General features: G+C 60.0%; 26 protein-coding genes and 1 other RNA gene. 20 read left to right on the forward strand and 7 right to left on the reverse strand.

Annotation, left to right across the window (positions count from 1 at the left end):
- Positions 1-2 precede the first annotated feature (2 nt).
- On the reverse strand, positions 3-440 hold the full coding sequence (locus BMY98_RS02855) for a Z-ring associated ZapG family protein (RefSeq protein ID WP_065992106.1): 438 nt from the start codon (positions 438-440) through the stop codon (positions 3-5).
- Positions 441-585: 145 nt separating this feature from the next.
- Here BMY98_RS02855 and BMY98_RS02860 point away from each other — a divergent pair, with 145 nt between their 5' ends.
- From BMY98_RS02860 to zapE, 3 genes are all read left to right on the forward strand, one after another.
- The gene (locus BMY98_RS02860; protein ID WP_074884412.1) at positions 586-1,215 is read left to right on the forward strand and encodes an alpha/beta hydrolase; all 630 of its coding nucleotides are present in this window, start codon (positions 586-588) and stop codon (positions 1,213-1,215) included.
- Between the two features lie 28 nt (positions 1,216-1,243).
- A complete protein-coding gene (locus BMY98_RS02865) occupies positions 1,244-2,593 on the forward strand; it encodes a tryptophan--tRNA ligase (RefSeq protein ID WP_074884415.1) in 1,350 nt (449 codons plus the stop codon).
- 61 nt (positions 2,594-2,654) lie between these two features.
- The gene (zapE, locus tag BMY98_RS02870; protein ID WP_074884418.1) at positions 2,655-3,749 is read left to right on the forward strand and encodes a cell division protein ZapE; all 1,095 of its coding nucleotides are present in this window, start codon (positions 2,655-2,657) and stop codon (positions 3,747-3,749) included.
- An 84-nt stretch (positions 3,750-3,833) separates the two neighbouring features.
- On the opposite strand, the gene BMY98_RS02875 is transcribed toward zapE, so the two are convergent.
- Positions 3,834-4,754, reverse strand: coding sequence for a GlxA family transcriptional regulator (locus tag BMY98_RS02875; protein WP_172612965.1), 921 nt, complete (start codon positions 4,752-4,754; stop codon positions 3,834-3,836).
- A 219-nt stretch (positions 4,755-4,973) separates the two neighbouring features.
- Here BMY98_RS02875 and BMY98_RS02880 point away from each other — a divergent pair, with 219 nt between their 5' ends.
- The gene (locus BMY98_RS02880) at positions 4,974-6,110 is read left to right on the forward strand and encodes an acyl-CoA dehydrogenase family protein (RefSeq protein WP_074884421.1); all 1,137 of its coding nucleotides are present in this window, start codon (positions 4,974-4,976) and stop codon (positions 6,108-6,110) included.
- A gap of 119 nt (positions 6,111-6,229) precedes the next feature.
- Here BMY98_RS02880 and BMY98_RS02885 read toward each other — a convergent pair whose 3' ends face one another.
- Positions 6,230-7,267 carry an NADP(H)-dependent aldo-keto reductase gene (locus tag BMY98_RS02885; protein ID WP_074884424.1) on the reverse strand — a complete coding sequence of 346 codons (1,038 nt, stop codon included), beginning with the start codon at positions 7,265-7,267 and terminating at the stop codon, positions 6,230-6,232.
- A gap of 240 nt (positions 7,268-7,507) precedes the next feature.
- Between BMY98_RS02885 and rplM the strand changes: the two genes are divergently transcribed.
- The 7 genes from rplM (at position 7,508) to BMY98_RS02920 (ending at position 12,327) form a co-directional block, all read left to right on the forward strand.
- Positions 7,508-7,936, forward strand: coding sequence for a 50S ribosomal protein L13 (gene rplM / locus BMY98_RS02890; protein ID WP_019693576.1), 429 nt, complete (start codon positions 7,508-7,510; stop codon positions 7,934-7,936).
- 14 nt (positions 7,937-7,950) lie between these two features.
- Positions 7,951-8,343, forward strand: coding sequence for a 30S ribosomal protein S9 (gene rpsI / locus BMY98_RS02895; RefSeq protein WP_065992123.1), 393 nt, complete (start codon positions 7,951-7,953; stop codon positions 8,341-8,343).
- A 136-nt stretch (positions 8,344-8,479) separates the two neighbouring features.
- Positions 8,480-9,073: a ubiquinol-cytochrome c reductase iron-sulfur subunit gene (gene petA / locus BMY98_RS02900; protein ID WP_074884757.1), complete on the forward strand. Its 594-nt coding sequence runs from the start codon at positions 8,480-8,482 to the stop codon at positions 9,071-9,073.
- Positions 9,073-10,284: a cytochrome b gene (locus BMY98_RS02905; protein ID WP_074884428.1), complete on the forward strand. Its 1,212-nt coding sequence runs from the start codon at positions 9,073-9,075 to the stop codon at positions 10,282-10,284. The genes petA and BMY98_RS02905 overlap by 1 nt, the downstream gene beginning before the upstream one ends.
- Positions 10,284-11,051 (forward strand): cytochrome c1, encoded by a 768-nt coding sequence (locus tag BMY98_RS02910; protein WP_074884430.1) that lies wholly within the window; start codon positions 10,284-10,286, stop codon positions 11,049-11,051. The genes BMY98_RS02905 and BMY98_RS02910 overlap by 1 nt, the downstream gene beginning before the upstream one ends.
- 226 nt (positions 11,052-11,277) lie before the next feature.
- Complete coding sequence (locus BMY98_RS02915) at positions 11,278-11,895, forward strand: glutathione S-transferase N-terminal domain-containing protein (protein WP_074884434.1); 618 nt, start codon at positions 11,278-11,280, stop codon at positions 11,893-11,895.
- An 18-nt stretch (positions 11,896-11,913) separates the two neighbouring features.
- A complete protein-coding gene (locus BMY98_RS02920; RefSeq protein WP_074884437.1) occupies positions 11,914-12,327 on the forward strand; it encodes a ClpXP protease specificity-enhancing factor in 414 nt (137 codons plus the stop codon).
- A 78-nt stretch (positions 12,328-12,405) separates the two neighbouring features.
- On the opposite strand, the gene BMY98_RS02925 is transcribed toward BMY98_RS02920, so the two are convergent.
- From BMY98_RS02925 to BMY98_RS02940, 4 genes are all read right to left on the reverse strand, one after another.
- Positions 12,406-12,984, reverse strand: coding sequence for a BON domain-containing protein (locus BMY98_RS02925; RefSeq protein WP_065992133.1), 579 nt, complete (start codon positions 12,982-12,984; stop codon positions 12,406-12,408).
- The gene (locus BMY98_RS02930; RefSeq protein ID WP_065992135.1) at positions 12,981-13,574 is read right to left on the reverse strand and encodes a phosphoheptose isomerase; all 594 of its coding nucleotides are present in this window, start codon (positions 13,572-13,574) and stop codon (positions 12,981-12,983) included. Before BMY98_RS02930 ends, BMY98_RS02925 begins: the two co-directional genes overlap by 4 nt.
- Before the next feature lie 265 nt (positions 13,575-13,839).
- A complete protein-coding gene (locus tag BMY98_RS02935; protein WP_074884443.1) occupies positions 13,840-14,214 on the reverse strand; it encodes a YraN family protein in 375 nt (124 codons plus the stop codon).
- On the reverse strand, positions 14,211-16,025 hold the full coding sequence (locus tag BMY98_RS02940) for a penicillin-binding protein activator (RefSeq protein WP_074884446.1): 1,815 nt from the start codon (positions 16,023-16,025) through the stop codon (positions 14,211-14,213). Before BMY98_RS02940 ends, BMY98_RS02935 begins: the two co-directional genes overlap by 4 nt.
- A 222-nt stretch (positions 16,026-16,247) precedes the next feature.
- On the opposite strand from BMY98_RS02940, the gene rsmI reads away from it, so the two are divergent.
- The 9 genes from rsmI (at position 16,248) to mraY (ending at position 25,247) form a co-directional block, all read left to right on the forward strand.
- Positions 16,248-17,153 carry a 16S rRNA (cytidine(1402)-2'-O)-methyltransferase gene (gene rsmI, locus BMY98_RS02945; protein WP_074884450.1) on the forward strand — a complete coding sequence of 302 codons (906 nt, stop codon included), beginning with the start codon at positions 16,248-16,250 and terminating at the stop codon, positions 17,151-17,153.
- Positions 17,154-17,239: 86 nt separating this feature from the next.
- Positions 17,240-17,597, forward strand: an RNA gene (gene rnpB, locus BMY98_RS02950) — RNase P RNA component class A.
- Between the two features lie 307 nt (positions 17,598-17,904).
- Positions 17,905-18,360, forward strand: coding sequence for a division/cell wall cluster transcriptional repressor MraZ (gene mraZ, locus BMY98_RS02955; RefSeq protein ID WP_074884760.1), 456 nt, complete (start codon positions 17,905-17,907; stop codon positions 18,358-18,360).
- Positions 18,357-19,304: a 16S rRNA (cytosine(1402)-N(4))-methyltransferase RsmH gene (gene rsmH, locus BMY98_RS02960; RefSeq protein ID WP_074884451.1), complete on the forward strand. Its 948-nt coding sequence runs from the start codon at positions 18,357-18,359 to the stop codon at positions 19,302-19,304. Before mraZ ends, rsmH begins: the two co-directional genes overlap by 4 nt.
- The gene (ftsL, locus tag BMY98_RS02965; RefSeq protein ID WP_037014701.1) at positions 19,301-19,594 is read left to right on the forward strand and encodes a cell division protein FtsL; all 294 of its coding nucleotides are present in this window, start codon (positions 19,301-19,303) and stop codon (positions 19,592-19,594) included. The genes rsmH and ftsL overlap by 4 nt, the downstream gene beginning before the upstream one ends.
- Entirely contained in the window at positions 19,594-21,339 is a 1,746-nt protein-coding gene (locus BMY98_RS02970; RefSeq protein WP_217648302.1) for a peptidoglycan D,D-transpeptidase FtsI family protein, read from the forward strand. Before ftsL ends, BMY98_RS02970 begins: the two co-directional genes overlap by 1 nt.
- Positions 21,339-22,802: a UDP-N-acetylmuramoyl-L-alanyl-D-glutamate--2,6-diaminopimelate ligase gene (locus BMY98_RS02975; protein WP_074884457.1), complete on the forward strand. Its 1,464-nt coding sequence runs from the start codon at positions 21,339-21,341 to the stop codon at positions 22,800-22,802. Before BMY98_RS02970 ends, BMY98_RS02975 begins: the two co-directional genes overlap by 1 nt.
- On the forward strand, positions 22,795-24,165 hold the full coding sequence (locus BMY98_RS02980; RefSeq protein WP_074884459.1) for a UDP-N-acetylmuramoyl-tripeptide--D-alanyl-D-alanine ligase: 1,371 nt from the start codon (positions 22,795-22,797) through the stop codon (positions 24,163-24,165). Before BMY98_RS02975 ends, BMY98_RS02980 begins: the two co-directional genes overlap by 8 nt.
- A complete protein-coding gene (gene mraY, locus BMY98_RS02985; protein WP_037014691.1) occupies positions 24,165-25,247 on the forward strand; it encodes a phospho-N-acetylmuramoyl-pentapeptide-transferase in 1,083 nt (360 codons plus the stop codon). The genes BMY98_RS02980 and mraY overlap by 1 nt, the downstream gene beginning before the upstream one ends.

A 25,247-nucleotide genomic window follows, 5' to 3' on the forward strand; every position in this document is an offset into this window, starting at 1 on the left:
GCTTACTTCTTCAAACCGTAATGCTCATCCAGCATCCCGGGAGAGTCAGGCGATTTAGGCGCGTAGTCCTTCGGCGGTTCAGCGGCGGTGCGCGGTGGCGTCAGGCGATCGCGGTGTGGATGGAGCGCGTCCGGGTGCAGCGCGGCCAACAGGCGTTGACGGGTGATGTCGTCAGTGGCCAGACGGTTGGCGCCTTCGGCCAGATGCTCCTGAACATCGTGGTAGCTTTGCGACAGCTTCTGCACCAGATTGGCCGTGCTGTTGAAGTGAGTGATCACCTCGTTCTGATAGGTGTCGAAACGCTCCTGAACGTCATCCAGCTGGCGCTGAGTCCCGTTAGGCACGGCATTGGGCAGCGCGCGCGCCACGAAGAAACCGATGATCACACCAACCACAAGGGCGATGGTCGGCAGCAACCAAACTAAGAGCGAGTAATCCACGAGTCCTTCCTCTATAAACGGCTTTGCTTTACGTTAACGGCTCGAACCTGCGCTGTATAGCGGCGACGCGTCGCCAGCATGCCAGCCACAGACAATCAGCTAGACGAGTCGACCCAATTGAAGGTCACGGAGTTCATTCTTGCTCATGCGTGAGACCCCTGTATTCATCGACGGCCCGGCGGGCCAACTTGAAGCGTTGTACCTCGATCTGGACGAGGCCAGAGGCATCGCGCTGATATGCCATCCTAACCCGGTTCAGGGCGGCACCATGCTCAATAAAGTGATTTCGACCCTGCAGCGCACCGCGCGCGATGCCGGTCTGATCACGCTTCGCTTCAACTATCGCGGCGTTGGCGCCAGCGCCGGCAGCTCGGACATGGGCGAGGGTGAAGTCGATGACGCACAGGCTGCCGCGAAGTGGCTGCGGGATAAACATCCCGATCTGCCCATGACCTTATTCGGTTTTTCCTTTGGCGGTTTCGTGGCGGCGACCCTGGGCGGGCGCCTTGAGGCCGAGGGCGAAACCTGGAAGCATCTGTTCATGGTCGCGCCTGCCGTGATGCGCATCGCCAATGTGGATGCCCTGGCTCAGAAGGGCGCTTTGACGATCATTCAGCCCGACACCGACGAAGTCGTTGACCCACAACTCGTATACGACTGGTCCGACAAACTCCCGCGCCCCCATGAGCTGCTGAAAGTGGCAGAATGCGGGCACTTTTTTCACGGCAAGCTGACCGATCTCAAGGATCTGATTCTGCCGCGCCTTTCGAATTGATCGCAGCACCCAAAATAAGCGACTAGCCATGACCACTCGTATCCTGACCGGTATCACCACCACCGGCACGCCGCACCTGGGCAACTACGCCGGCGCCATCCGCCCGGCCATCATTGCCAGCCGCCAGAGCGACGCCGACTCTTTCTACTTTCTGGCTGACTACCACGCGCTGATCAAATGCGATGACCCGCTGCGCATTCAGCGCTCGCGCCTGGAAATCGCTGCGACCTGGCTCGCGGCAGGGTTGGACGTCGAGCGCGTGACGTTCTATCGCCAGTCCGACATTCCGGAAATCCCCGAACTGACCTGGCTGCTCACGTGCGTGGCCGGCAAAGGTCTGCTCAACCGCGCCCACGCCTACAAGGCCTCGGTGGACAAGAATGTCGAAGCCGGCGAAGACCCGGACGCCGGCATCACCATGGGGCTGTTCAGCTATCCGGTGCTGATGGCCGCTGACATCCTGATGTTCAACGCCCATCAAGTGCCGGTCGGCCGCGATCAGATCCAGCACGTCGAAATGGCGCGCGACATCGGTCAGCGCTTCAATCATCTGTTCGGCAACGGCAAAGAGTTCTTCGTGATGCCGGAAGCGCTGATCGAAGAAAGCGTCGCGACCTTGCCTGGCCTGGACGGCCGCAAGATGTCGAAAAGCTACGACAACACAGTCCCGCTGTTCACCAGCGCCAAAGACATGAAAGAAGCGATCTCGCGCATCGTCACTGACTCACGCCTGCCGGGCGAGACCAAGGATCCGGACACCTCGCACCTGTTCACGCTGTACCAGGCATTCGCCAGCAAGGAGCAAGGCGACGAGTTCCGCGCTGACCTGTTACAGGGATTGGGTTGGGGTGATGCCAAGCAGCGCCTGTTCCAGTTGCTGGACGCCGAACTGGGCGAAGCACGCGAGCATTACCATCGCCTGATCGAGCGGCCAGCCGACCTGGAAGACATCCTGCAAGCGGGCGCCGAGAAGGCCCGTCGTGTGGCCACGCCGTTTCTGGGCGAGCTGCGCGAAGCGGTCGGCCTGCGTTCATTCCGCACCGCCGCGCAAACCGTCACGGCGACCAGGAAAAAGGCCAGCAAAGGCCCGCGCTTCGTCAGTTTCCGTGAAGACGACGGCAGTTTCCGCTTTCGGCTGCTGACGGCCGATGGCGAGCAACTGCTGCTGTCGCGCCACTTCGCAGACGGCAAAGCGGCCGGTGCCGTGACTAAACAGCTGCAGCAGGGCGGTGCGCTGGACATCCGCACCGAAGGCGATGCCTTCACCCTGTGGCTGAGTGATGCCTGTGTCGCCGACAGCCCGGCGTTCGACGATGCCGCCGCCCGTGACGCTGCGATCGAGAGCCTGAAACTGGCGCTCGCGCCACAACAGGATTAATTGCCATTCCAATGGGCCGTCGCTACAGTGACGGCCCGTTTTTGCTCCCTTGCAAGCGACTATGACCCCTCTAGAACGATACCAAGCTGACCTGAAGCGTCCGGACTTTTTCCACGACGCCGCGCAAGAGAATGCAGTGCGCCATTTGCAGCGTCTGTACGACGATCTGGTCGCCGCCCATGACCGCAAGCCGGGATTGCTGGGCAAGCTGTTCGGCAAGAAAGAAGCCCCGATTGTGAAGGGGCTGTATTTCTGGGGCGGCGTGGGCCGGGGCAAGACCTACCTGGTCGACACCTTCTTCGAAGCGCTGCCGTTTGAAGACAAGACCCGCACGCACTTCCACCGCTTCATGAAGCGCGTCCACGAGGAGATGAAAAACCTCAAGGGCGAAAAGAACCCGCTGACGCTTATCGCCAAGCAGTTTTCCGAAGAAGCGCGGGTGATCTGTTTCGACGAATTCTTTGTATCGGACATTACCGACGCGATGATCCTCGGCACACTGATGGAAGAGCTGTTCAAGAACGGCGTGACCCTGGTCGCGACCTCGAACATCGTCCCGGACGGCCTCTACAAGGACGGTCTGCAGCGTGCGCGTTTCCTGCCGGCGATTGCCCTGATCAAGCAGAACACCGAGATCGTCAACGTCGACAGCGGTGTCGACTATCGGCTGCGTCACCTGGAGCAAGCCGAGCTGTTCCACTTCCCGCTGGACGAAGCGGCAGAGGAGAGCCTGCGCAAGAGCTTCCGTGCGCTGACCCCGGAATGCACCAAGGCCATCGAGAGCGATGTGCTGATCATCGAGAATCGGCAGATCAAGGCGATCCGTACCTGCGACGACGTGGCGTGGTTCGACTTCCGTGAGCTGTGCGATGGCCCGCGTAGCCAGAACGATTACATCGAACTCGGCAAGATCTTCCATGCGGTGCTGCTCAGCGGCGTAGAGCAGATGAGCGTGACCACTGACGACATCGCGCGTCGGTTCATCAACATGGTCGACGAGTTCTACGACCGCAACGTCAAGTTGATCATCTCGGCGGAAGTCGAATTGAAAGACCTGTACACCGGCGGCCGTTTGAACTTCGAATTCCAGCGCACACTCAGCCGATTACTGGAAATGCAGTCCCACGAATTCCTGTCGCGGGCGCATAAACCCTAGCCAGCAGCTGCAAGCTTCAAGCGGTAAAGCTGCAAGAGGTCATGTGACGACTTGCAGCTTGAAACTTGCCGCTTGAAGCTGATTCTAGGCCGCCTGCTGAAACTGCTGCCGGTACTGGTTCGGCGACAGGTCGGTGTGTTGACGAAATAGCCGCGCGAAGAAGCTGGCATCGTCGTAGCCGACTTCATAGCTGATGGTCTTGATGCTCTTGCGTGAGCCCGACAGCAAGCCCTTTGCTGTCTCGATGCGCAGGCGTTGCAGGTAATGCAGCGGCTTGTCGCCCGTTGCGGTCTGGAACCGGCGCATGAAGTTGCGGATGCTCATGCCATGCTCCCGGGCCACATCCTCGAAACGAAATTTGTCGGCGAAATGCTCTTCGAGCCAGTGCTGGATCTGCAGAATGATCACGTCCTGGTGCAGTTTCTGCCCGCCAAAACCAATCCGTCCCGGTGCATAGCTGCGCTGCACTTCATAGAGAATGTCGCGGGCGACGGTCTGCGCGACATGGGCGCCGCAGAAGCGCTCGATCAGGTAGATGTACAGATCACACGCTGAAATCGTGCCGCCTGCGCAATACAGATTATCGGCGTCGGTCAGGTGCTTTTCCTGATTCAACAGCACGTTAGGGAAACGCTCGGCGAATTCGTTGAAGAACCGCCAGTAGGTGGTCGCTTCCTTGCCGTCGAGCAATCCCGCATCCCCAAGCCAGAACACGCCGCTGGCTTCACCGCAGAGCACGGCACCGCGCGCATGTTGCTCACGCAGCCACGGCAGTATTTGCGGATAGCGCTCGCGCAGAGTGTCGAAATCTTCGACGAAAGCGGGAAGGATGATGATGTCGCTGTGTTCAAGCACACCGTCTACAGGGATGACGACGTCGCTGAAACTGCGGACTTCCTTGCCGTCAGGGCTGACCAGTCGGGTTTCGAAGGCCGGCTTGAAGCCCTGTCCCAACTGCTTGCCGTAGCGCAGGCTGGCGAGGTGAAAGAAGTCTTTGGCTTGCATGAGCGTGGAGGCAAAAATTCCATCGATCGCGAGAATGCTGACACGCCGCAACGGCGTGTTGGGTTGGATAGACATAGTCTTTTGTTCTTATATGGGAAAGTGGTCAATCAACGGCGTGATCGTCTTATTTTTTGTCGGATGTGTCCAGTGTCGCCGTCAAACGACGGCGCCTACGCTCTTCTGAGGTTTTGTCCGACAATCCTTCACGCCAGGTGCCCCATGCTCGCCAGAACACTCTTCAGCTCAGAGCACGAACTCTTTCGCAACAGCGTCCGCAAGTTCTTCGAACAGCATGCGGTGCCGTTCCATGCCCAGTGGGAAAAGCAGGGCCATATCGACCGTACCTTGTGGGACCGAGCGGGGGAGCAGGGCATGTTGTGTTCGCACCTGCCCGAAGAGTACGGCGGCATGGGCGCGGATTTCCTCTACACCACGGTGGTGATCGAGGAGATCTCCCGTCTCGGCCTGACCGGTATCGGCTTTTCTCTGCATTCAGACATCGTCGCGCCGTACATCCTGCATTACGCAAGTGAGGCGCTGAAGCTCAAATATTTGCCGAAGCTGGTCTCGGGGGAGCTGGTGACCGCCATCGCGATGACCGAACCGGGAGCAGGGTCCGACTTGCAAGGGGTCAAGACCACAGCGGTGCTGGATGGCGACGAGTACGTCATCAATGGTTCGAAGACCTTCATCACCAACGGGTTTCTCGCGGATCTGGTAATCGTGGTCGCGAAGACCGACCCCAAGGCAGGCGCGAAGGGCACCAGTCTGTTTGTCGTGGAGGCGGGCTCGCCGGGCTTTGCGAAAGGCAAGCGCCTGGAGAAGGTCGGGATGAAGGCGCAGGACACGTCGGAATTGTTTTTCCAGGACGTGAGAGTGCCCAGAGAGAACCTGCTGGGTCAGGCCGGGATGGGTTTCGCGTATCTGATGCAGGAGCTGCCGCAGGAGCGTCTGACGGTCGCCATCGGCGCCATTGCCTCCGCCGAAGCCGCCTTGCAGTGGACACTCGACTACACGCGGGAGCGCAAGGCGTTTGGCAAGGCCATTATCGACTTCCAGAACACCCGCTTCAAACTGGCCGAAATCGCCACCGAAGTTCAGATTGGTCGTACGTTCATTGATCGCTGCCTGGAGTTGCACCTGGAAGGGAAGCTGGATGTACCAACGGCGGCCATGGCGAAATACTGGTCAACCGACCTGCAATGCAAGGTGCTGGATGAATGCGTGCAGCTGCATGGCGGCTACGGCTTCATGTGGGAATACCCGATCGCCCGGGCGTGGGCGGATGCACGGGTGCAACGGATTTATGCGGGGACCAATGAGATCATGAAAGAGATCATTGCCCGGTCGCTGTGAAGCTCGACACAGGCCTGTAGGAGCGCGCTTGCCCGCGAAATGGCGGTAGGTCAGCCAAGCCGTCGGTGACTGATCAAACGCGATTCGCGGGCAAGCGCGCTCCTACAATTAATCACCGATCAAGGCGCAGGATTCGGCTGATCCTTGTGAATCGCCTCGATGCCCGCCAGCACTTCATCCGACAGCTCCAGTTCCGCGCTCGCCAGGTTGCTTTCCAGCTGCTCAAGCGTGGTGGCGCCGATGATGTTGCTGGTGACGAAGCTGCGGCTGGTCACGAACGCCAGGGCCATTTGCGCAGGATCAAGACCATGCTCGCGGGCCAGCGCAACGTAGCGCGCGCAGGCCGCTTCCGATTGCGGATTGAAATAGCGCGTGAAGCGGCTATACAGGCTCAGGCGGCCTTTGGCAGGACGGGCGCCGTCGGCGTATTTGCCGGACAACATCCCGAACGCCATGGGCGAGTAGGCCAGCAGGCCGCATTGCTCGCGAATCGCCACTTCCGCCAGGCCCACCTCGAAGCTGCGGTTGAGCAGGTTGTAGGGGTTCTGAATGGAAACCGGACGCGTCAGGCCATGGGCATCCGATTCGGCGAGGAACTTCATGGTGCCCCACGGCGTTTCGTTGGACAGACCCACGTGGCGGATCTTGCCGGCCTTGACCTGCTCGTCCAGCGCTTCAAGCACTTCCAGCAGCGGGGTGAACTGTTCCTCACTGTGGTTGTAGCCCAGCTTGCCGAAGAAGTTGGTGCTGCGCTCGGGCCAGTGCAGTTGATACAGATCGAGATAATCGGTCTGCAGGCGTTTGAGGCTGGCATCCAGCGCCGCGACGATGTGATCGCGGTTGAATTTCAGCTGACCGTCACGGATGTAGTCGATGCCGTTGCCGGGACCGGCGATCTTGCTGGCGAGGATCCAGTCGGCGCGGTCGCCGCTTTGCTTGAACCTGTTGCCGATGATGGTCTCGGTGCTGGCGTAGGTTTCTTTCTTCGGCGGGACCGGATACATCTCGGCGGTGTCGATGAAATTGATGCCGGCGGCCTTGGCCCGTTCGATCTGCGCAAAGGCCTCGGACTGGCTGTTCTGCTCGCCCCAGGTCATGGTGCCGAGGCAGATTGCACTGACATTGAGGTCGGTTCTGCCCAGTTGGCGGTAGTCCATTTGGCTCTCCTGTTTAAAAGAGCCATAAAAGCAGGTTGAAATTTTTTTCGCAATCGGCATAATTCCGCTCCTCTTTGTCGCTGGAGTGATGCCCCGCGCCGAAAGAAACCGCTGCGATCGAACGCGCTGACCCGAGCCCCCTATAGCGTTCGTGCCCGGCGGCCTTTGACTTGTCAAAGACCGTACTAATGAGTATGCTCCGCCGTCTATTTTTCAGGGCGGCCTTTGAGGCTATAAAGAATGAAAACTTTTACCGCTAAACCGGAAACAGTAAAGCGCGACTGGTTCGTCGTCGACGCTGCTGGTCAGACCCTGGGTCGTCTGGCCACTGAAATCGCGAGCCGTCTGCGTGGCAAGCACAAGCCGGAATACACTCCGCACGTTGACACTGGCGACTACATCGTCGTGATCAATGCTGAGCAGATCCGTGTCACCGGTGCCAAGACCACCGACAAGATCTACTACTCTCACTCCGGTTTCCCGGGCGGGATCAAGTCGATCAACTTTGAAAAGCTGATCGCCAAAGCTCCTGAGCGCGTGATCGAGACCGCGGTCAAAGGCATGCTGCCTAAGAACCCGCTGGGTCGCGACATGTATCGTAAGCTGAAAGTCTATGCGGGCGCTGCACACCCTCATACTGCTCAGCAGCCCCAAGAACTGAAGTTTTAACGGAATAGTTCATTATGTCGGCGACTCAAAATTACGGCACTGGCCGTCGCAAGACCGCAACCGCTCGCGTTTTCCTGCGTCCGGGTACCGGTAACATCTCCATCAACAACCGTTCCCTGGACTCGTTCTTCGGTCGCGAAACTGCCCGCATGGTAGTTCGTCAGCCGCTGGAACTGACTCAGACTGTCGAGAAATTCGACATCTACGTCACTGTCATCGGCGGTGGTGTGAGTGGTCAAGCTGGCGCAATCCGCCACGGTATCACCCGCGCTCTGATGCAATACGACGAAACCCTGCGTGGCGCTCTGCGCAAAGCTGGCTTCGTCACTCGCGATGCTCGCGAAGTTGAACGTAAGAAAGTCGGTCTGCGTAAAGCGCGTAAGCGTCCGCAGTACTCGAAGCGTTAATTCGCTTCCGTTCAAAAAGAACGCTCAGTTTCTATACGAAGCTGGGCGTTTTTTTATGGCTGTCTTTTATGGCTGTCGTTTATCGATTTCGAGGGCCTGGTCAAGGAGATCTCGGATGCTGACGGGAGAGGGCTCAATGGGCAATGACGGCGTTAACACGGGCCGGCGTCGCTTCCTTGTGACGGCCACGTCTGTGGTAGGCGCAGCTGGAGCGGTCGGCGCCGCCGTGCCGTTCGTGGGCTCATGGTTTCCGAGTGCCAAAGCCAGGGCGGCGGGAGCGCCGGTCAAAGTCAACATCAGCAAGATTGAGCCGGGCCAGCAGATGATTGCTGAATGGCGTGGTCAGCCGGTGTTCATTGTCCGTCGCACGCCTGAGATCCTTTCCAGTCTGGGCACGCTTACCGGCGAGCTCTCCGACCCTCAATCAAAGGATTCCACCCAGCCTGCCTATGTCGATCCGGTGGTCCGGTCGATCCGGCCTGAAATCCTGCTGTTGATCGGCATCTGCACCCATCTCGGCTGCTCCCCCACGTTTCGCCCCGAGGTCGCTCCCGCCGATTTGGGCAAGAACTGGGTCGGCGGATATTTCTGCCCCTGTCATGGCTCAAGGTACGACCTGGCCGGACGCGTCTACAAGTCTCAGCCTGCACCGCTGAATCTTCCAGTGCCGCCGCATTGCTACGAGTCGGACTCAATCATCGTCATCGGTGTCGATCAGGAGCAAGCGTGATGAGCAAGCTCATGGAATGGATCAATGCGCGCTTTCCGGCGACCTCAATGTGGGAAAACCACCTCAGCAAGTACTACGCGCCCAAGAATCTCAATTTCTTCTATATCTTCGGCGCCCTGGCGCTGCTGGTGCTGGTCAACCAGATCCTCACCGGCATCTGGCTGACCATGAGTTACACGCCCACGGCTGAGGGGGCCTTTGCATCGGTCGAGTACATCATGCGTGACGTCGCATACGGCTCGATTCTGCGGCTTTTGCATTCGACCGGCGCGTCGGCATTCTTCATCGTCATCTACCTGCACATGTTTCGCGGGCTGCTGTACGGCTCGTATCAGAAGCCCCGCGAGCTGGTCTGGATCTTCGGGATGCTGATTTATCTGGCGCTGATGGCCGAGGCGTTCACGGGCTACCTGCTGCCGTGGGGGCAGATGTCGTACTGGGGGGCTCAGGTGATCGTTTCGCTGTTCGGCGCGATTCCCATCATCGGCAACGACCTTGCCGAGTGGATTCGCGGGGATTATCTGGTCTCCGGCATCACCCTGAACCGGTTCTTTGCGCTGCACGTCGTGGCCTTGCCGATCATGATCATCGGGCTTGTGGTGCTGCATATTCTGGCGCTGCATGAAGTGGGCTCGAACAACCCCGACGGCGTCGACATCAAGAAATACAAGGACGAGAACGGCAACCCTTTGGACGGCATTCCTTTTCACCCGTACTACACGGTCAAGGATCTGCTCGGCGTCGTGGTGTTTCTGTTCATCTTCTGCTCGGTGGTGTTTTTCTTCCCGGAGATGGGCGGTTACTTCCTCGAAAAATCCAACTTCGAGCAGGCCAACGCTTTGAAGACCCCGGAGCACATTGCGCCGGTCTGGTACTTCACGCCGTTCTACGCGATCTTGCGCGCCATCCCGGACAAGCTTCTCGGCGTCATGGCCATGGGCGCCGCCATCGCCGTACTCTTCGTGCTGCCGTGGCTCGACCGCAGCCCGGTCAAGTCGATGCGCTACAAGGGGCGGCTGAGTCGCCTCTGGCTGCTGTTGTTTTGCCTGTCCTTCGTGACCCTTGGGGTGCTGGGCGTATTGCCGCCGAGCCCCGGGCGCGCACTGCTGTCACAGGTCTGCACGGTCCTGTATTTCGCCTACTTCATCCTGATGCCGTTCTACACACGCATGGAGCGGACGAAGCCGGTGCCGGACAGGGTGACAGGCTGATGAAAGCGCTCCTCGCCGTCTTGCTCATTGCCCTGTTGCCGGCGTTGTCATTCGCCGAAGAGCGGGGCGCTGATCTCGAAAGCGTCGACATTGACGTCTCGAACAAGGCAGCCCTGCAGGATGGCGCGGGGACGTTCGTCAATTACTGCATGGGTTGCCACAGCGCAAGGTTCCAGCGCTACGAGCGTGTGGCGGACGATCTCGGTATCCCCCACGACCTGATGCTGGAGAAGCTGGTGTTCACCGGGGCGAAGATCGGTGATCACATGACCATCGGGATGCAGCCTGCGGATGCGAAAAACTGGTTTGGTGCCGCACCGCCCGATCTGACCCTTGTCGCACGCGTTCGCGGAACTGACTGGCTCTATGGCTACCTGCGTTCGTTCTACGAGGACCCGACGCGGCCCTGGGGCGTGAACAACAGGATTTACCCTAACGTGGGCATGCCCAATGTGCTGGAAGGGCTTCAAGGGCGTCAGAGGCTCGGCTGCAAGGAGGTTCAGCGCGTAGAAGACAAAAAAACACACACCGACGCGATCCTGAGTCACGAAGCCTGCGATCAACTGGTCATCATCCCTGATACCGGCACGCTGACCGAAGCGCAGTTTAACGAGAAGGTGAAAAACCTCGTCACCTTCCTCGCTTACTCGGCCAACCCGAACACACTGCAGCACCGGCGCATCGGCACCTACGTGCTGCTTTACCTCGCCGTGCTGTTCATCCTGGCCTGGCTGCTCAAGCGCGAATTCTGGAAAGACGTCCACTGAGCAGGCGTCTGATTCGCGGGTCTGCGCCGCTTGCCGTTGCGCTGTTTCAGGTAATGAGGGGAGAGCAGGTATAGTGGCGGGCTGAAGATTGCAGAATCTACTTCGAGTAAATGAGCTATCTTGTCGCCCGCGTTGAACACCCGATCATCGTGGACGTCGCCGAAAGCGCCCTCGCGGCGCATCCGTATTTCTGCTTTTTGAATATCTACAAGCGAGGAGGACCGCCATGGGCGTGACCAATCGGTTGGCCTGTTACTCCGACCCCGCCGACCACTATTCCCATCGCGTGCGCATTGTGCTCGCCGAGAAAGGTGTCAGCGCCGAGATCATCGAAGTTGTTGCGGGCCGTCATCCGCCCAAATTGATCGAGGTGAATCCGTACGGCAGCGTTCCAACCCTGGTCGATCGTGACCTGGCGTTGTACGAGTCGACGGTGGTGATGGAATACCTGGACGAACGTTATCCCCATCCGCCGCTGCTCCCGGTCTATCCGGTGGCGCGTGCCAACAGCCGCCTGCTGATCCACCGGATTCAGCGCGATTGGTGCGGGCTGGTGGATCTGATTCTGGACCCGCGCAGCAAAGAAGCCGCACGTGTTCAGGCGCGCAAGGAACTGCGCGAAAGTCTGACCGGCGTGTCGCCGTTGTTCGCGGATAAGCCTTTTTTCCTGAGCGACGAGCAAAGTCTGGTCGACTGCTGTCTATTGCCCATACTCTGGCGCCTGCCGATTCTGGGTATCGAATTGCCGCGGCCCGCCAAGCCGCTGCTTGATTATATGGAGCGCCAATTTGCGCGTGAGGCATTTCAGGCAAGTCTGTCTGGTGTCGAACGCGATATGCGCTAAGGCCTTAGGAGCCGTTTGATGAACTCCAGTCGCCCTTATTTGATCCGCGCGTTGTATGAGTGGATCGTGGATAACGATTGCACACCCCACGTACTCGTCAATGCCGACTACCCGAAGGTTCAAGTCCCGCAAGGGTTTGCCAATGACGGGCAGATCGTCCTGAACATTTCGCCGAGCGCCGTTCGCCATCTGCACATGGACAACGACGCGGTGAGTTTCGAAGGCCGCTTCGGTGGCGTTCCCCACAGCCTGTACGTGCCGATTGCCGCAATCATGGGCATTTATGCTCGCGAGAACGGGCAGGGCATGGTCTTCGACCTGGAGCCTGCTGTGGATGAAGACGAAGATCTGGACGTCGAAGACGACATGCCGCCACCAAACGACGAGCCACCGCGCCCTACGGGCCGGCCAAGTCTGAAAGTGGTCAAGTAAGTCGCTTCTGCCGTAACGAAAAAGGCGATCCGGAGGGATCGCCTTTTTTGTAAGTGCTGATTGGCTCTTGCCACACCGTCAGTCGATGTACTCAAACAGCTTCACGATCTTCTGTACGCCGCCGACGCCTTGCACCAGGTTGGTGGCGCGGGTGGCTTCTGCCTGGGTCAGCAGGCCCAGCAGGTAGACGATGCCGTTTTCAGTCACGACCTTGATCCGCGAGCCCGGGATGGCGCTGTCGGTGAGCATCTCGGTTTTGATCTTGCTCGTCAGCCAGGCGTCATTGCTGCGCGCCAGCATCGAGGACGGACCGGTGACCTGGAGCTCGTTGTTGACCTTCTTGACCTTCTGCACCTGGCTGGCGGTTTGCTCGGCCAGTTGCTTGAGGTCCGCGCGCGGTGTCTGGCCCGCGAGCAGGACGATACCGTTGAAGCTGGTCACGACGATGTGTGAGGCGTTGTCCAGGTCAGGATTGGCTTTGGCGATGTTCACCGAGACCTTGGTCTCGATCAGCGAGTCGTCGATCTTGCTGCCAAAGGTGCGTGTACCGCGATCATCATCGATCGGCGCTTCGCGGCTGGCGTTGATCACCGAGCTGCATCCGCTGATGCCCAGGCAGAGCGTCAGGGCCAGCAGGCTAAGACGTTTGGATATCATTCTTCACTCCCGAACAGTTGGCTGTCGATCAAGTCGCAAAGGCAGTGGATCGCCAGCAGGTGGACTTCCTGGATACGTGCGGTGACTTTTGCCGGGACGCGGATCTCCACGTCCTCCGGCAACAGCAACGACGCAACGTCGCCGCCATCGCGACCGGTCAAGGCTACGACAATCATTTCACGATCATGTGCGGCCTGGATGGCCTGAATAATGTTCGCCGAATTGCCGCTGGTGGAAATCGCCAGCAGCACATCGCCCGGCTGACCCAGCGCACGAATCTGTTTGGAGAAGATTTCGTTGTAGCTGTAGTCGTTGGCGATGGAGGTGATGGTGGAGGTGTCGGTGGTCAGCGCGATAGCGGGCAGGCTAGGTCGCTCGCGTTCGAAACGGTTGAGCAGCTCAGAGGAAAAGTGCTGGGCATCGCCAGCCGAACCGCCGTTACCGCAGGCGAGCATCTTGCCCTCGTTGAGCAGGGCATTGACCATGACTTGGCTGGCTTGCTCGATGTGGGGTGCAACAACATCCATCGCCTGTTGCTTGGTGTCGATGCTGGCCTGGAAAAGCTGGCGAATTCGGGATTGCATGTCCATCTATGAAAACCTTAATAGGGGCGGCTGGTCGAGACGGCGTCCGATAAGTCATCGGCGTCCCGGCACAAAACTGTGCAGCCCGCAAAGCAAAGAGCAAAAGAGCCAGGGTGGTTCGTCGGGTGGTAAGGGATAAAGCGCAACACCAGAAGCTTCCCGGCTAAAGCCGGTCCTACAAAGCTGAAGCCGGTCCTGCAAAGCTAAAGCCGGCCCTGCAAAAGGGAAGGCGGCCGATCTTACGCTGCAATCCGACGGAATCATCGCGTTTTCAGCAATCGAACGCGTTCTTCAGCCAATTCAGCGCGGGTGATGTGCCGGGGTCGCCATTGATCGCGACGACGTCGAAGCGACACGGCGAATCGGCCCAGCGCACCTCGCTTTGCAGAAAGGATTGAGCTGCCAGGGTGAGCTTTTGCTGCTTGCGAAAATCGACGCTTTCCAGCGCGCCACCCCAACCGGCGTGGCGACGATACCGAACTTCGACGAATACTACTGTATCGCCGTCGAGCATGACCAGATCAAGCTCGCCGCGTTTGCATGACCAGTTGCGGGTAATCAGCTGCAATCCATGCTGTTGCAGGTGACGCAGGGCGTAGGCTTCGGCCTCGCGCCCTGCAGTTTGACGGGTGGTGCCTGAGGTCAAGGCGCGGTGTCCGGCAGGCGCTGGACCTTGCCATCCACAAACTCTGCCCATGGCAGCTGACGCTCGATGCGTTGACCCTGACCGATCGCCAGGCTGCCGGACAGGCCATCGATGCGGCTGTCAGGAAGGGTTTTCAGCTGAGTCAATCGTGGCGCCAGACGGTACGCGTCGATGCCCATGGCATACAGGCGGCCCAGGCTGCCGGCAGCTTGTGGCCACTGAGCGGTCACTTGCTGGCGCAGCGGGTCGTTTGCGTTCAGCAGCCAAGGGGTTTCGCAGAAGCGCACGCCGTTCAGGTCGTTGTACATCGCCGGGTCGCCGCTGTTGGTGAACAAGTGCGAAGTGGCGTAAACCGGAACATCGCCAGCGTACTGGAAGACCATGGTCGGCTTGATCTGCTGCGCCTGTTGAGGCGTTGCAGCCAGGAACATGAAGTCTACGTCCTGGCGACGGGAAGGCTGAGCGGCCATCTGCGTGCCAGTGGCGCTTTGCACGCGCTGGGCACGGCCTTCGCTGTTACGCAGCTGGAACAGATCGGCGACCTGCTGAGCGAGTGCGACCGGCTGATCGATGCGTTCAGCACCCAGCAAGGTGCCGCCTTTGGCCTGCCAGCTTTGGCGGAAGGCCTCCAGCACGCGATCACCCCATTCACCCTTCGGCACCATGGCAACGGCACTGCGTTTGCCATCGGCCCAGGCACGGCGCGCCACTTCGCGCGCTTCGTCTTCAGCGGCCAGACCGAACTGGAACAGCTCGGCAGGGCCCTGGGTGCCGGAATCGCTGTAGTTCAGCGCCAGGGTGGTAATTGGCAATTGAGGGCGAGCACTCAGCTGTTTAACCAGTGGTTTCTCCAGCGGACCGACCACCAGTTGTACGCCCGCCGCCTTGGCTTGCGCATAAAAGGCGTCCATAGAGGTCACGCGGGAGCTGTCGAACACTTCGATCGCAGGTGGCTTCTCGCCGGCCTGCTGGGCTTGATAGTTCGCGGCCATGAAGCCGTCACGCAGAGCGCGCGATACCGAGGCGAGCGGACCGTCTTGCGGCAGCAGCAATGCGATCTTGGTCAACGGCTGGCTCTTCAGATCACGCAACTGCGCGAGGGCGGTTGGCAGCTGACGTGCTGCCGGGTGTTGCGGGTTCTGCGCTGTCCAGTTGTCGATGGCCGCCTGTTGCTGTTCCAGCGTGCCGGCGCCCTTGACCGCGCGGGCCAGGCTCAGCCAGCCGCCCATGTCATCGTTTGCCGAGCTTTGCAGCTGCTCGGGTGGCAGCGCGGCAACCAGCGTCCAGATAGCGTCGTTGTTGGCATTCAAGGCATCGCCTTGCAGCAGCGGGCCCATGAACACGCGCTCGCTTGCAGCGGCGAGGGTCTGGCCGTCTGCTTCAAAAGCACGGGCGCGAACAGTGTGAGCACGGGTTTGCAGATCAACCGGCATTTCGCCCAGATGCTGCATGCTCGGGTGGTTGAGAGCGGTCAGCGCGGCTTTCGGCTGGCTGCGACCCAATGCCAGTTCGGCAGACAGGGTGTTGGCGTAGATTTGTTTGTCGGTCTTGAGCTGGTCCATCTGCACCTGCTCAAGGATGCTCGCGGCGCGGCTCGGGTTGTTCTGGCGTGCTGCAAGATCAGCCGCCGTCAGTTTCAGCAGCGCAGCCTGATCAGGCGACTTTGCCGCTGCAGCCTGTTCGAGCAGTTGTTCGATGCTGGCATCGGGGGAGCGAGGCAATTCGCCAAGGCTGGAGGAGGGCGAACCGGCACAGGCAGCCAGAAGGGCAGCGAGGCAGAGGGCAGAGAACAGCCGCAGGCAAGCGATCATGTGTATGTTCCTGATACTCGAGCAAATTAGCGTGGAAGTGTACCCAAGCACTGGCCGGGGCGCGACGTTGAAGGCGTTAAAGCGGCGATATGGGTCGTCTACGGGCGTGTCAGCCGAGCTGAAACGTCTTTCGCGGGGTCGCTGCCCTGATGCTGGCGTTCGAACTGCGTTTTCAGGTCTCACGGGGTGCAGCGTCCTGTTTTGTGCGCCGCAGCCTGTACAATGCAGGCTTTTACACAACATGAGGTGTGCGCTTTGACTGCTCCGGGTGTTTCGAATTCCACTACAGGTGCGCTTTATGTGGTGGCCACGCCGATCGGCAACCTGGATGACATCAGCGCCCGTGCCTTGAAGGTGCTGCGCGATGTTTCGCTGATTGCCGCCGAGGATACCCGCCACTCATTGCGGCTGATGCAGCACTTTGGCATTCCGACGCCGTTGGCCGCCTGCCACGAGCATAACGAACGCGAGGAGGGCAGCCGCTTCATTACACGGCTGCTGGCGGGCGATAACGTTGCGCTGATTTCCGATGCCGGCACGCCGCTCATTTCCGACCCTGGCTACCACTTGGTGCGCCAGGCTCGGGCAGCAGGTATTCAAGTGATCCCGGTTCCGGGCGCCTGCGCATTGATCGCGGCGCTCTCTGCGGCGGGGTTGCCGTCGGACCGCTTTATCTTCGAAGGCTTCTTGCCGGCCAAGTCGGTGGGCCGAAAGGCGCGTCTGGAACTTGTCAAAGAAGAACCGCGCACGCTTATCTTCTATGAGGCGCCCCACCGCATTCTCGAATGCCTTCAGGACATGGAAGACATCTTCGGCCCGGACCGTCCCGCCGTGCTCGGGCGCGAATTGACGAAAACCTTCGAAACCCTCAAGGGACTGCCGCTGTCCGAGTTGCGCGCTTTCGTTGAAGGCGACAGTAACCAGCAGCGCGGCGAATGCGTTGTGCTGGTGGCGGGCTGGAGTGAGCCCGAAGGCGAAGATGTGATTGGCGCCGAGGCGCGGCGTGTGCTGGATCTGCTGCTGGAAGAAATGCCCCTCAAGCGTGCCGCTGCACTGGCAGCAGAGATCACCGGCGTACGCAAGAACCTGCTTTATCAGGTGGCGCTGGATAAACAGAAAGGCGTGTGACGGGATGTCGCGGGCAGCTCTGCAAATGGCGGGAGAGCCGATTAAAGCTTGTTCTTGAGCCGTCCTCCCATTAACCTTGGCGGCGGAGAGTCGATTGGACAGTCGCTGCCTTTCATTGTTCTGCAATGAAGGGGGGAGGAAAGTCCGGGCTCCATAGGGCGGAGTGCCAGGTAACGCCTGGGGGGCGTGAGCCTACGGAAAGTGCCACAGAAAATAACCGCCTAAGCACTTCGGTGCCGGTAAGGGTGAAAAGGTGCGGTAAGAGCGCACCGCACGTCTGGCAACAGTTCGTGGCTAGGTAAACCCCACTCGGAGCAAGACCAAATAGGGTTCCAAGGCGTGGCCCGCGCTGGAACCGGGTAGGTTGCTAAAGATGTCCAGTGATGGCCATCGTAGAGGAATGACTGTCCTCGACAGAACCCGGCTTACAGATCGACTCTCCACCTCCTTTTATCCCCCTCGTTTGTACGATTTATCCCCTCCTGTAATACCAAAAAAATCTTAAACCTCACAAATCACTTTAACTTCGAACGCCATCCGTTTGTTCGTCCTGGGAAATATCCGTAGGACCGATCCGAAATCCGCCACATCTCCTTCGTAAGTGCTCCTAAATATCCGTCCTATAAGGGTTTTCCTCGTGAAGTCGCCTTGACGGTGTGGTGGGCGCATTCCTATAGTGTGCGCAAGTGGCGGAAAGTGGCGTGAAGTGGGTTTTTTGACCGCAAAAAGATAATATTTGGAGATCGCGCCTGTGTTCCGTGGTGCAAACGCAATCAATCTCGATGCAAAGGGCCGTCTCGCTATGCCGAGCCGGTACCGTGACGAGTTGGATTCGCGTAGCGCCGGCCAGATGATCGTCACCATTGATACCGTCGACCCGTGCTTGTGCATCTATCCGCTTCCCGAGTGGGAGCTGATTGAGGCCAAGTTGCGTGAGCTCGCCACATTCCGTGAAGAAAACCGTCGCCTGCAGCGGCTGTTGATCGGTAACGCAGTGGATCTGGAGCTGGACGGCAGCGGGCGTTTCCTGGTGCCGCCACGTTTGCGTGAATACGCCAACCTCGATAAGCGAGTGATGCTGGTAGGCCAGCTCAACAAGTTTCAACTGTGGGATGAGGACGCCTGGAACGCACTTGCTGATGCGGACCTGGCGGCCATTCAAAAACCGGGTGCGATGCCCGATGAACTGCGTGATTTGATCCTGTGACTACGAATAGCGGCTTTACCCACATCACCGTACTGCTCGAAGAAGCCGTCGAGGCTCTCGCGGTGCGCGCCGATGGCTGCTATCTGGATGGCACATTTGGTCGTGGCGGACATAGCCGCCTTATATTGCAGAACCTGGGTCCGGAGGGTCGGCTGCTCGGATTCGATAAAGATCCCCAAGCGATTGCCACCGGGCAAACGCTGGCGGCCGAAGACGGCCGCTTTGTCATTGTGCAGCGCAGCTTTGCTGAACTGGGCGCAGAGGCTCAAGAGCGTGGGTTGGCGGGCAAGGTCAGCGGCATTCTTCTGGATCTCGGTGTGTCGTCGCCACAACTGGACGACCCCGAGCGCGGTTTCAGCTTCATGAACGATGGCCCCCTCGACATGCGCATGGACCCGTTCCGCGGCGTCAGCGCAGCCGAGTTCGTCAATACCGCGCCCGCCGAAGAAATCGCCCGCGTTTTCAAAGAATACGGCGAAGAGCGTTTCTCCCGCCGGATGGCAGGTGCCGTCGTGGCCCGTCGCGAGACTCAACCGTTCGAGCGCACCGGTGATCTGGCCGAAGTGCTGAAAGTCGCCAACCCGGCGTGGGAGAAGGGCAAGAACCCTGCGACCCGCGCGTTCCAGGGCCTGCGCATTCACGTCAACAACGAACTGGGCGATCTGGAAGCGGGCCTCGACGCTGCACTGGAAGCGCTTGAAGTGGGCGGCCGTCTGGTGGTCATCAGCTTCCACTCCCTGGAAGACCGCATCGTCAAATTGTTCATGCGCAAGCTGGTCAAGGGCGAAGCCGATAACCTGCCGCGCAACCTGCCGATCCGTCATCAGGCGTTCGAGCCGCGTATCAAGCTGATCGGCAAGGCACAGTTCGCCTCCGATGATGAAACCCGCGCCAATCCCCGTTCGCGCAGCGCCGTCATGCGCGTTGCGGAGAAACTCCGATGAGCCGCGGTTTCTTCAAGCCCCTGCCGGGCGGCAGCTTCTTCATGCTGATGCTATTCATCGCCGTGCTGGTTTCGGCGATCGGTGTGGCGTACAGCGCGCACTGGAACCGTCAGTTGCTCAACTCCCTTTACGGTGAGCTCAGCGTGCGCGACAAGGCGCAGGCCGAGTGGGGTCGTCTGATTCTTGAGCAAAGCACCTGGACCGCCCACAGCCGTATCGAAGCTCTGGCCACCGATCAACTGAAAATGCGCATCCCGAACGCCGCCGATATCCGGATGGTGTCGCCATGATGAAGCTCGAAGGGGCACTCTACCCGTGGCGGTTCCGCGTCGTGGTCGGCCTGCTGTCGGTCATGGTCATCGCGATCTGCTACCGCATCGTCGACCTGCAAGTCATCGACCATCGGTTCCTGATCGAACAGGGCGATGCGCGCAGCCTGCGTACGGTTTCGATTCCCGCACACCGTGGTCTGATCACCGACCGCAACGGCGAGCCCCTTGCCGTCAGTACCCCGGTCACCACCATCTGGGCGAACCCGTCCGAAATGCAGGCCGACAAGACCAAGTGGGTCCAGCTGGCGCAGGCACTGGGACAGGATCCCAAGGCACTGACGGATCGCCTCAATGAACAGGCAAGCAAAGAATTCATCTATCTGGTCCGTGGCCTGACCCCGGAACAGGGTCAGTCAGTGCTCGATCTGAAAGTCCCGGGCGTTTACGGCAAGGAAGAATTCCGCCGTTTCTACCCGGCGGGTGACGTCACCGCGCACATGGTCGGCTTTACCGACCTGGATGACCACGGCCGTGAAGGCGTAGAGCTGGCCTATGAAGACTGGCTCGCCGGTGTGCCCGGCAAGCGGCAGGTCATCAAGGACCGGCGCGGCAGGATGATCAAAGACCTGCAAGTGAAGAAAAACGCCAAGGCCGGCAAGACCTTGGCTTTGTCTATTGATCTGCGCCTGCAATACCTGGCGACCCGCGAGCTGCGCAACGCCATTCAGGAAAACGACGCCAAGGCTGGCAGCCTGGTGATCATGGACGTGAAAACCGGCGAAGTATTGGCGATGGTCAACCAGCCGACTTACAACCCGAACAACCGCCGCACCATGGTGCCCGCTGCGATGCGTAACCGCGCGATCATCGACGTGTTCGAGCCGGGTTCGACCATGAAGCCGATTTCCATGACTGCTGCGCTGGAAAGCGGCCGCTGGAAACCGAGCGACAAGGTCGAGGTGTATCCGGGTACGTTGCAGATCGGTAAATACACCATCCGTGACGTAACCAAAACCGAAGGCCCGATCCTCGACCTGACCGGCATCCTGATCAACTCCAGTAACGTCGGCATGAGTAAAGTCGCGTTCGACGTTGGTGGTGAAGCAATTTTCCACGCCATGCAGCGTGTGGGCCTGGGCCAGTACACCGGCCTCGGCTTCCCGGGCGAGCGCGTTGGGAACCTGCCGAACTACCGCGAGTGGCGCAAGGCGGAAACCGCAACGCTGTCATACGGCTACGGCCTGTCGGTAACAGCGCTGCAGTTGGTGCACGCCTATGCGGCACTGGCCAACAACGGCAAGATCGTGCCGCTGACCATTCTCAAGACCGATAATCCAGCCGAGTCGGTTCAGGCCATTCCCGAGGCCACGGCCAAAACCGTGCAGGGCATGTTGCAGCAAGTGATCGAAGATCCGCGCGGCGTTTACCGTGCGCGCGTTCCGTCGTATCACGTGGCGGGCAAGTCCGGTACCGCGCGGAAGACTTCCGTGGGCACCAAGGGCTACGCGGAAAACTCCTACCGTTCTCTGTTCGCCGGTTTCGGCCCGATGAGCAACCCGCGTTACGCGGTCGTTGTGGTCATTGATGAGCCGAGCAAAGGCGGTTACTTCGGTGGTCTGGTTTCCGCTCCAGTATTCAGCAAGGTGATGTCGGGCACGCTGCGCTTGATGAACGTGCGCCCGGACAACCTCGCGCCGGTTCCGCCTGAACAACAAGCCAATGCCGTGCCCGCCGCCGCCCCAGTCAAGGGAGGACGTGGCTGATGTCTTTGAATTTGAGCAAGCTGTTTGCACAGTGCAATCGCGACCTGCTGATTCGCGAACTGACCCTGGACAGCCGCAAGGTGCGTCCGGGCGATCTGTTTCTGGCGATTCCGGGCCTCAAGGTCGATGGCCGTGAGCACATCACCGACGCCATCGCACACGGCGCGGCGGCCATTGCTTATGAAGCCGAAGGCGCCAAAGTACTGCCGATCACCGACATCCCGATGATGCCGGTCAAGGGTCTTGCAGCGCAGCTGTCCGACCTCGCCGGTCGCTTTTATGGCGACCCGAGCCGCAACCTGAATCTGATCGGCGTGACCGGCACCAACGGCAAAACCAGCGTGACTCAGTTGGTGGCGCAGGCGCTGGACAAGCTCGGTCAGCACTGCGGCATCATCGGCACGCTGGGCACCGGCTTCTATAGCGAGCTGAAGAGTGGCATTCACACCACGCCGGATCCGATCTCTGTGCAATCCACCCTGTATGACCTGAAAAGGGCCGGGGCCAAAGCGGTTGCCATGGAAGTCTCGTCCCACGGGCTGGATCAGAGCCGGGTTACCGCACTGGCCTTCGACGTGGCGGTGATGACCAATCTGTCCCGCGATCATCTCGATTACCACGGCACCATGGAGGCTTACGCTGCCGCCAAGGCCAAGCTGTTCGCCTGGAATGACCTGCGCTGCCGTGTGGTCAATCTTGACGACGCGTTTGGTCGCCAGCTGGCGGCTGCGCCCCACGCTTCGCGTCTGATTACCTACAGCCAGGAAGACAGCAGCGCTTATCTGTTCTGCCGCGATGCGCATTTCGATGACGACGGCGTACGCGCGACCCTGGTAACGCCCCAGGGCAGTCATGTGTTGCGCAGCAGCCTGTTGGGTCGTTTCAACTTGAGCAATGTGCTGGCTGCGGTCGGCGCTCTGCTGGGGCTCGACTACCCGCTGGACGACATTTTGAAAGTGCTGCCGTCGCTGGAAGGCCCTGCTGGCCGGATGCAGCGTCTGGGCGGTGGTTCGCGTCCGCTGGTGGTGGTCGATTACGCACACACCCCTGACGCCCTGGAAAAAGTGCTCGCGGCATTGCGCCCACATGCGAAAGGTCAGTTGTCCTGCCTGTTCGGCTGCGGCGGCGATCGCGATCGCGGCAAGCGTCCATTGATGGCCGAAGTGGTTGAGCGTTTGGCGGACAAGGTGCTGGTCACCGACGACAACCCGCGCAGCGAAGACCCGGCTCGTATTTTTGATGACATCCGTGGCGGGTTTAAAGCCGCAGGCGTGGTCGACTTCGTTGCCGGTCGCGGTCAGGCCATCGCCCGGATCATTTCTCAGGCGTCCGCTGCCGATGTGATCGTGCTGGCGGGGAAGGGCCACGAGGATTACCAGGAAATAAACGGACAGCGTCAGCCGTTTTCCGATCTCGAAGAAGCCACCAAAGCGCTCGACGCCTGGGAGGCCGCACATGCTTAAGCCGCTCTCGTTCAGCGAATTGCTCGTGCCGCTCGACGCGCGTCGTGTGGGCGATGACTGCAGTTTCTCCGGCGTCAGCATCGACAGCCGCGGGATCACTTCAGGCCAGTTGTTCGTGGCGCTGACCGGCCCGCGTTTTGACGGTCACGACTACCTTGAGCAGGTGGCCGCAATAGGCGCAGTCGGCGCGTTGGTTGAGCGCGAGATCCCGGGCAGTTCACTGCCGCAGTTGATCGTCACCGACACCCGGAAAGCCCTGGCGCAACTGGGCGCGTTGAACCGCAATGCGTTTATGGACAAGCCGGTCGCTGCAATCACCGGTTCCAGCGGCAAGACCACCGTGAAGGAAATGCTCGCGAGCATCCTGCGCACGCGCGGCCCTGTGTTGGCGACGCGCGGCAATCTGAACAATGAACTGGGTGTTCCGTTGACCCTGCTTGAGCTGGCACCGGAATTCGATGCTGCTGTCATCGAGCTGGGCGCGTCCCGTGTGGGCGAGATCGCTTTCACGGTCAGCCTGGCCAAGCCCCATGTCTGTGTCCTGACCAACGCCGGGACGGCCCACGTGGGCGAGTTCGGCGGTCCGGAAAAGATCGTCGAAGCCAAGGGCGAGATCATCGAAGGCCTGGACGGCCGCGGCGTGGCGGTATTGAACCTCGACGACAAAGCGTTCGATATCTGGGTGGCCCGCGCCGGCTCGCGCAAAGTCATGAGTTTTGCGCTCAAAAACAGCCGTGCTGACTTCTACGCCAGCGACCTGGGCATTGACGCGCGTGGCTGCCCGGCGTTCACGCTGAACACCCCGAACGGTTCCGCGCCGGTGCAATTGAACCTGCTGGGCATGCACAACGTCGCCAACGCCTTGGCCGCCGCTGCTGCTGCCCATGCGCTGGACGTGTCGCTGGCCGGCATCGTCACCGGGCTCAACGATGTCCAGCCGGTCAAAGGCCGCACCGTCGCGCAACTGGCGCCGAACGGCATGCGCGTCATTGATGACACCTACAACGCCAACCCCACTTCCGTGGCTGCCGCGACCGACATCCTCACCGGTTTCCCGGGCCGCAAGGTTCTGGTGCTGGGCGATATCGGCGAACTGGGTGACTGGGCGGAGCAGGGCCATCGCGACGTCGGCGCATACGCAGTCGGCAAGGTCGACGCGCTGTATGCCGTCGGTCCGTTGATGGCCCATGCGGTCAAGGCTTTCGGGCAGGATGCCCGCCATTTTGAAACTCAGGCCGAGCTGATCGAAGCGCTCGGCGCCGAGCACGATAAAAACACCACCATTTTGATTAAAGGTTCACGCAGCGCTGCGATGGAAAACGTCGTGGCGGCCTTATGCGGAACACGCCTGGAGAAACATTAATGCTGCTGCTGCTGGCCGAGTATCTGCAACAGTTCTACAAAGGCTTCGCGGTCTTTCAGTACCTGACCCTGCGCGGGATCCTTGGCGTGCTCACTGCACTGTCACTTTCCCTGTGTCTGGGCCCGTGGATGATCCGCGCCCTGCAGAGCAAGCAGATCGGTCAATCCGTGCGCAACGACGGACCCCAATCGCACCTGTCCAAGTCCGGCACGCCGACCATGGGTGGCGCACTGATTCTTTCTGCAATCGGCATCGCCACCTTGTTGTGGGCTGACCTGAGCAACCGTTATGTGTGGGTCGTGCTGATCGTCACGCTGCTGTTCGGCGCTATCGGTTGGGTCGACGACTACCGCAAGGTGATCGAGAAGAATTCGCGCGGGCTGCCGAGCCGCTGGAAGTACTTCTGGCAATCGGTGTTCGGCCTGGGCGCGGCGATCTTCCTTTATATGACTGCGCAATCGCCGGTGGAAACCACGCTGCTGATTCCGATGCTCAAGGACTTCAGCATCCCCCTGGGTATTGGCTTCGTGGTGCTGACCTACTTCGTGATCGTCGGCTCCAGCAATGCTGTGAACCTCACCGATGGCCTCGACGGCCTGGCGATCATGCCAACGGTAATGGTCGGCGGCGCGCTGGGGATCTTCTGCTACCTGTCGGGTAACGTGAAATTCGCAGAATACCTGCTGATTCCCTACGTGCCTGGCGCGGGCGAATTGATCGTGTTCTGCGGCGCGCTGATCGGGGCAGGCCTGGGCTTTCTCTGGTTCAACACCTATCCGGCTCAGGTCTTCATGGGCGACGTCGGTGCGCTGGCACTGGGCGCGGCATTGGGCACCATCGCTGTCATCGTCCGTCAGGAAATCGTCCTGTTCATCATGGGCGGCGTCTTCGTAATGGAGACCCTGTCAGTCGTCATTCAGGTCGCATCCTTTAAATTAACCGGCCGCCGCGTTTTCCGGATGGCGCCCATCCACCACCACTTTGAACTCAAGGGCTGGCCCGAGCCGCGCGTGATCGTCCGTTTCTGGATCATCACCGTGATCCTGGTGTTGGTCGGCCTTGCCACGTTGAAACTGAGGTAG

The organism is Pseudomonas graminis, assembly GCF_900111735.1.
Classification (GTDB): Bacteria; Pseudomonadota; Gammaproteobacteria; order Pseudomonadales; family Pseudomonadaceae; genus Aquipseudomonas; species Aquipseudomonas graminis.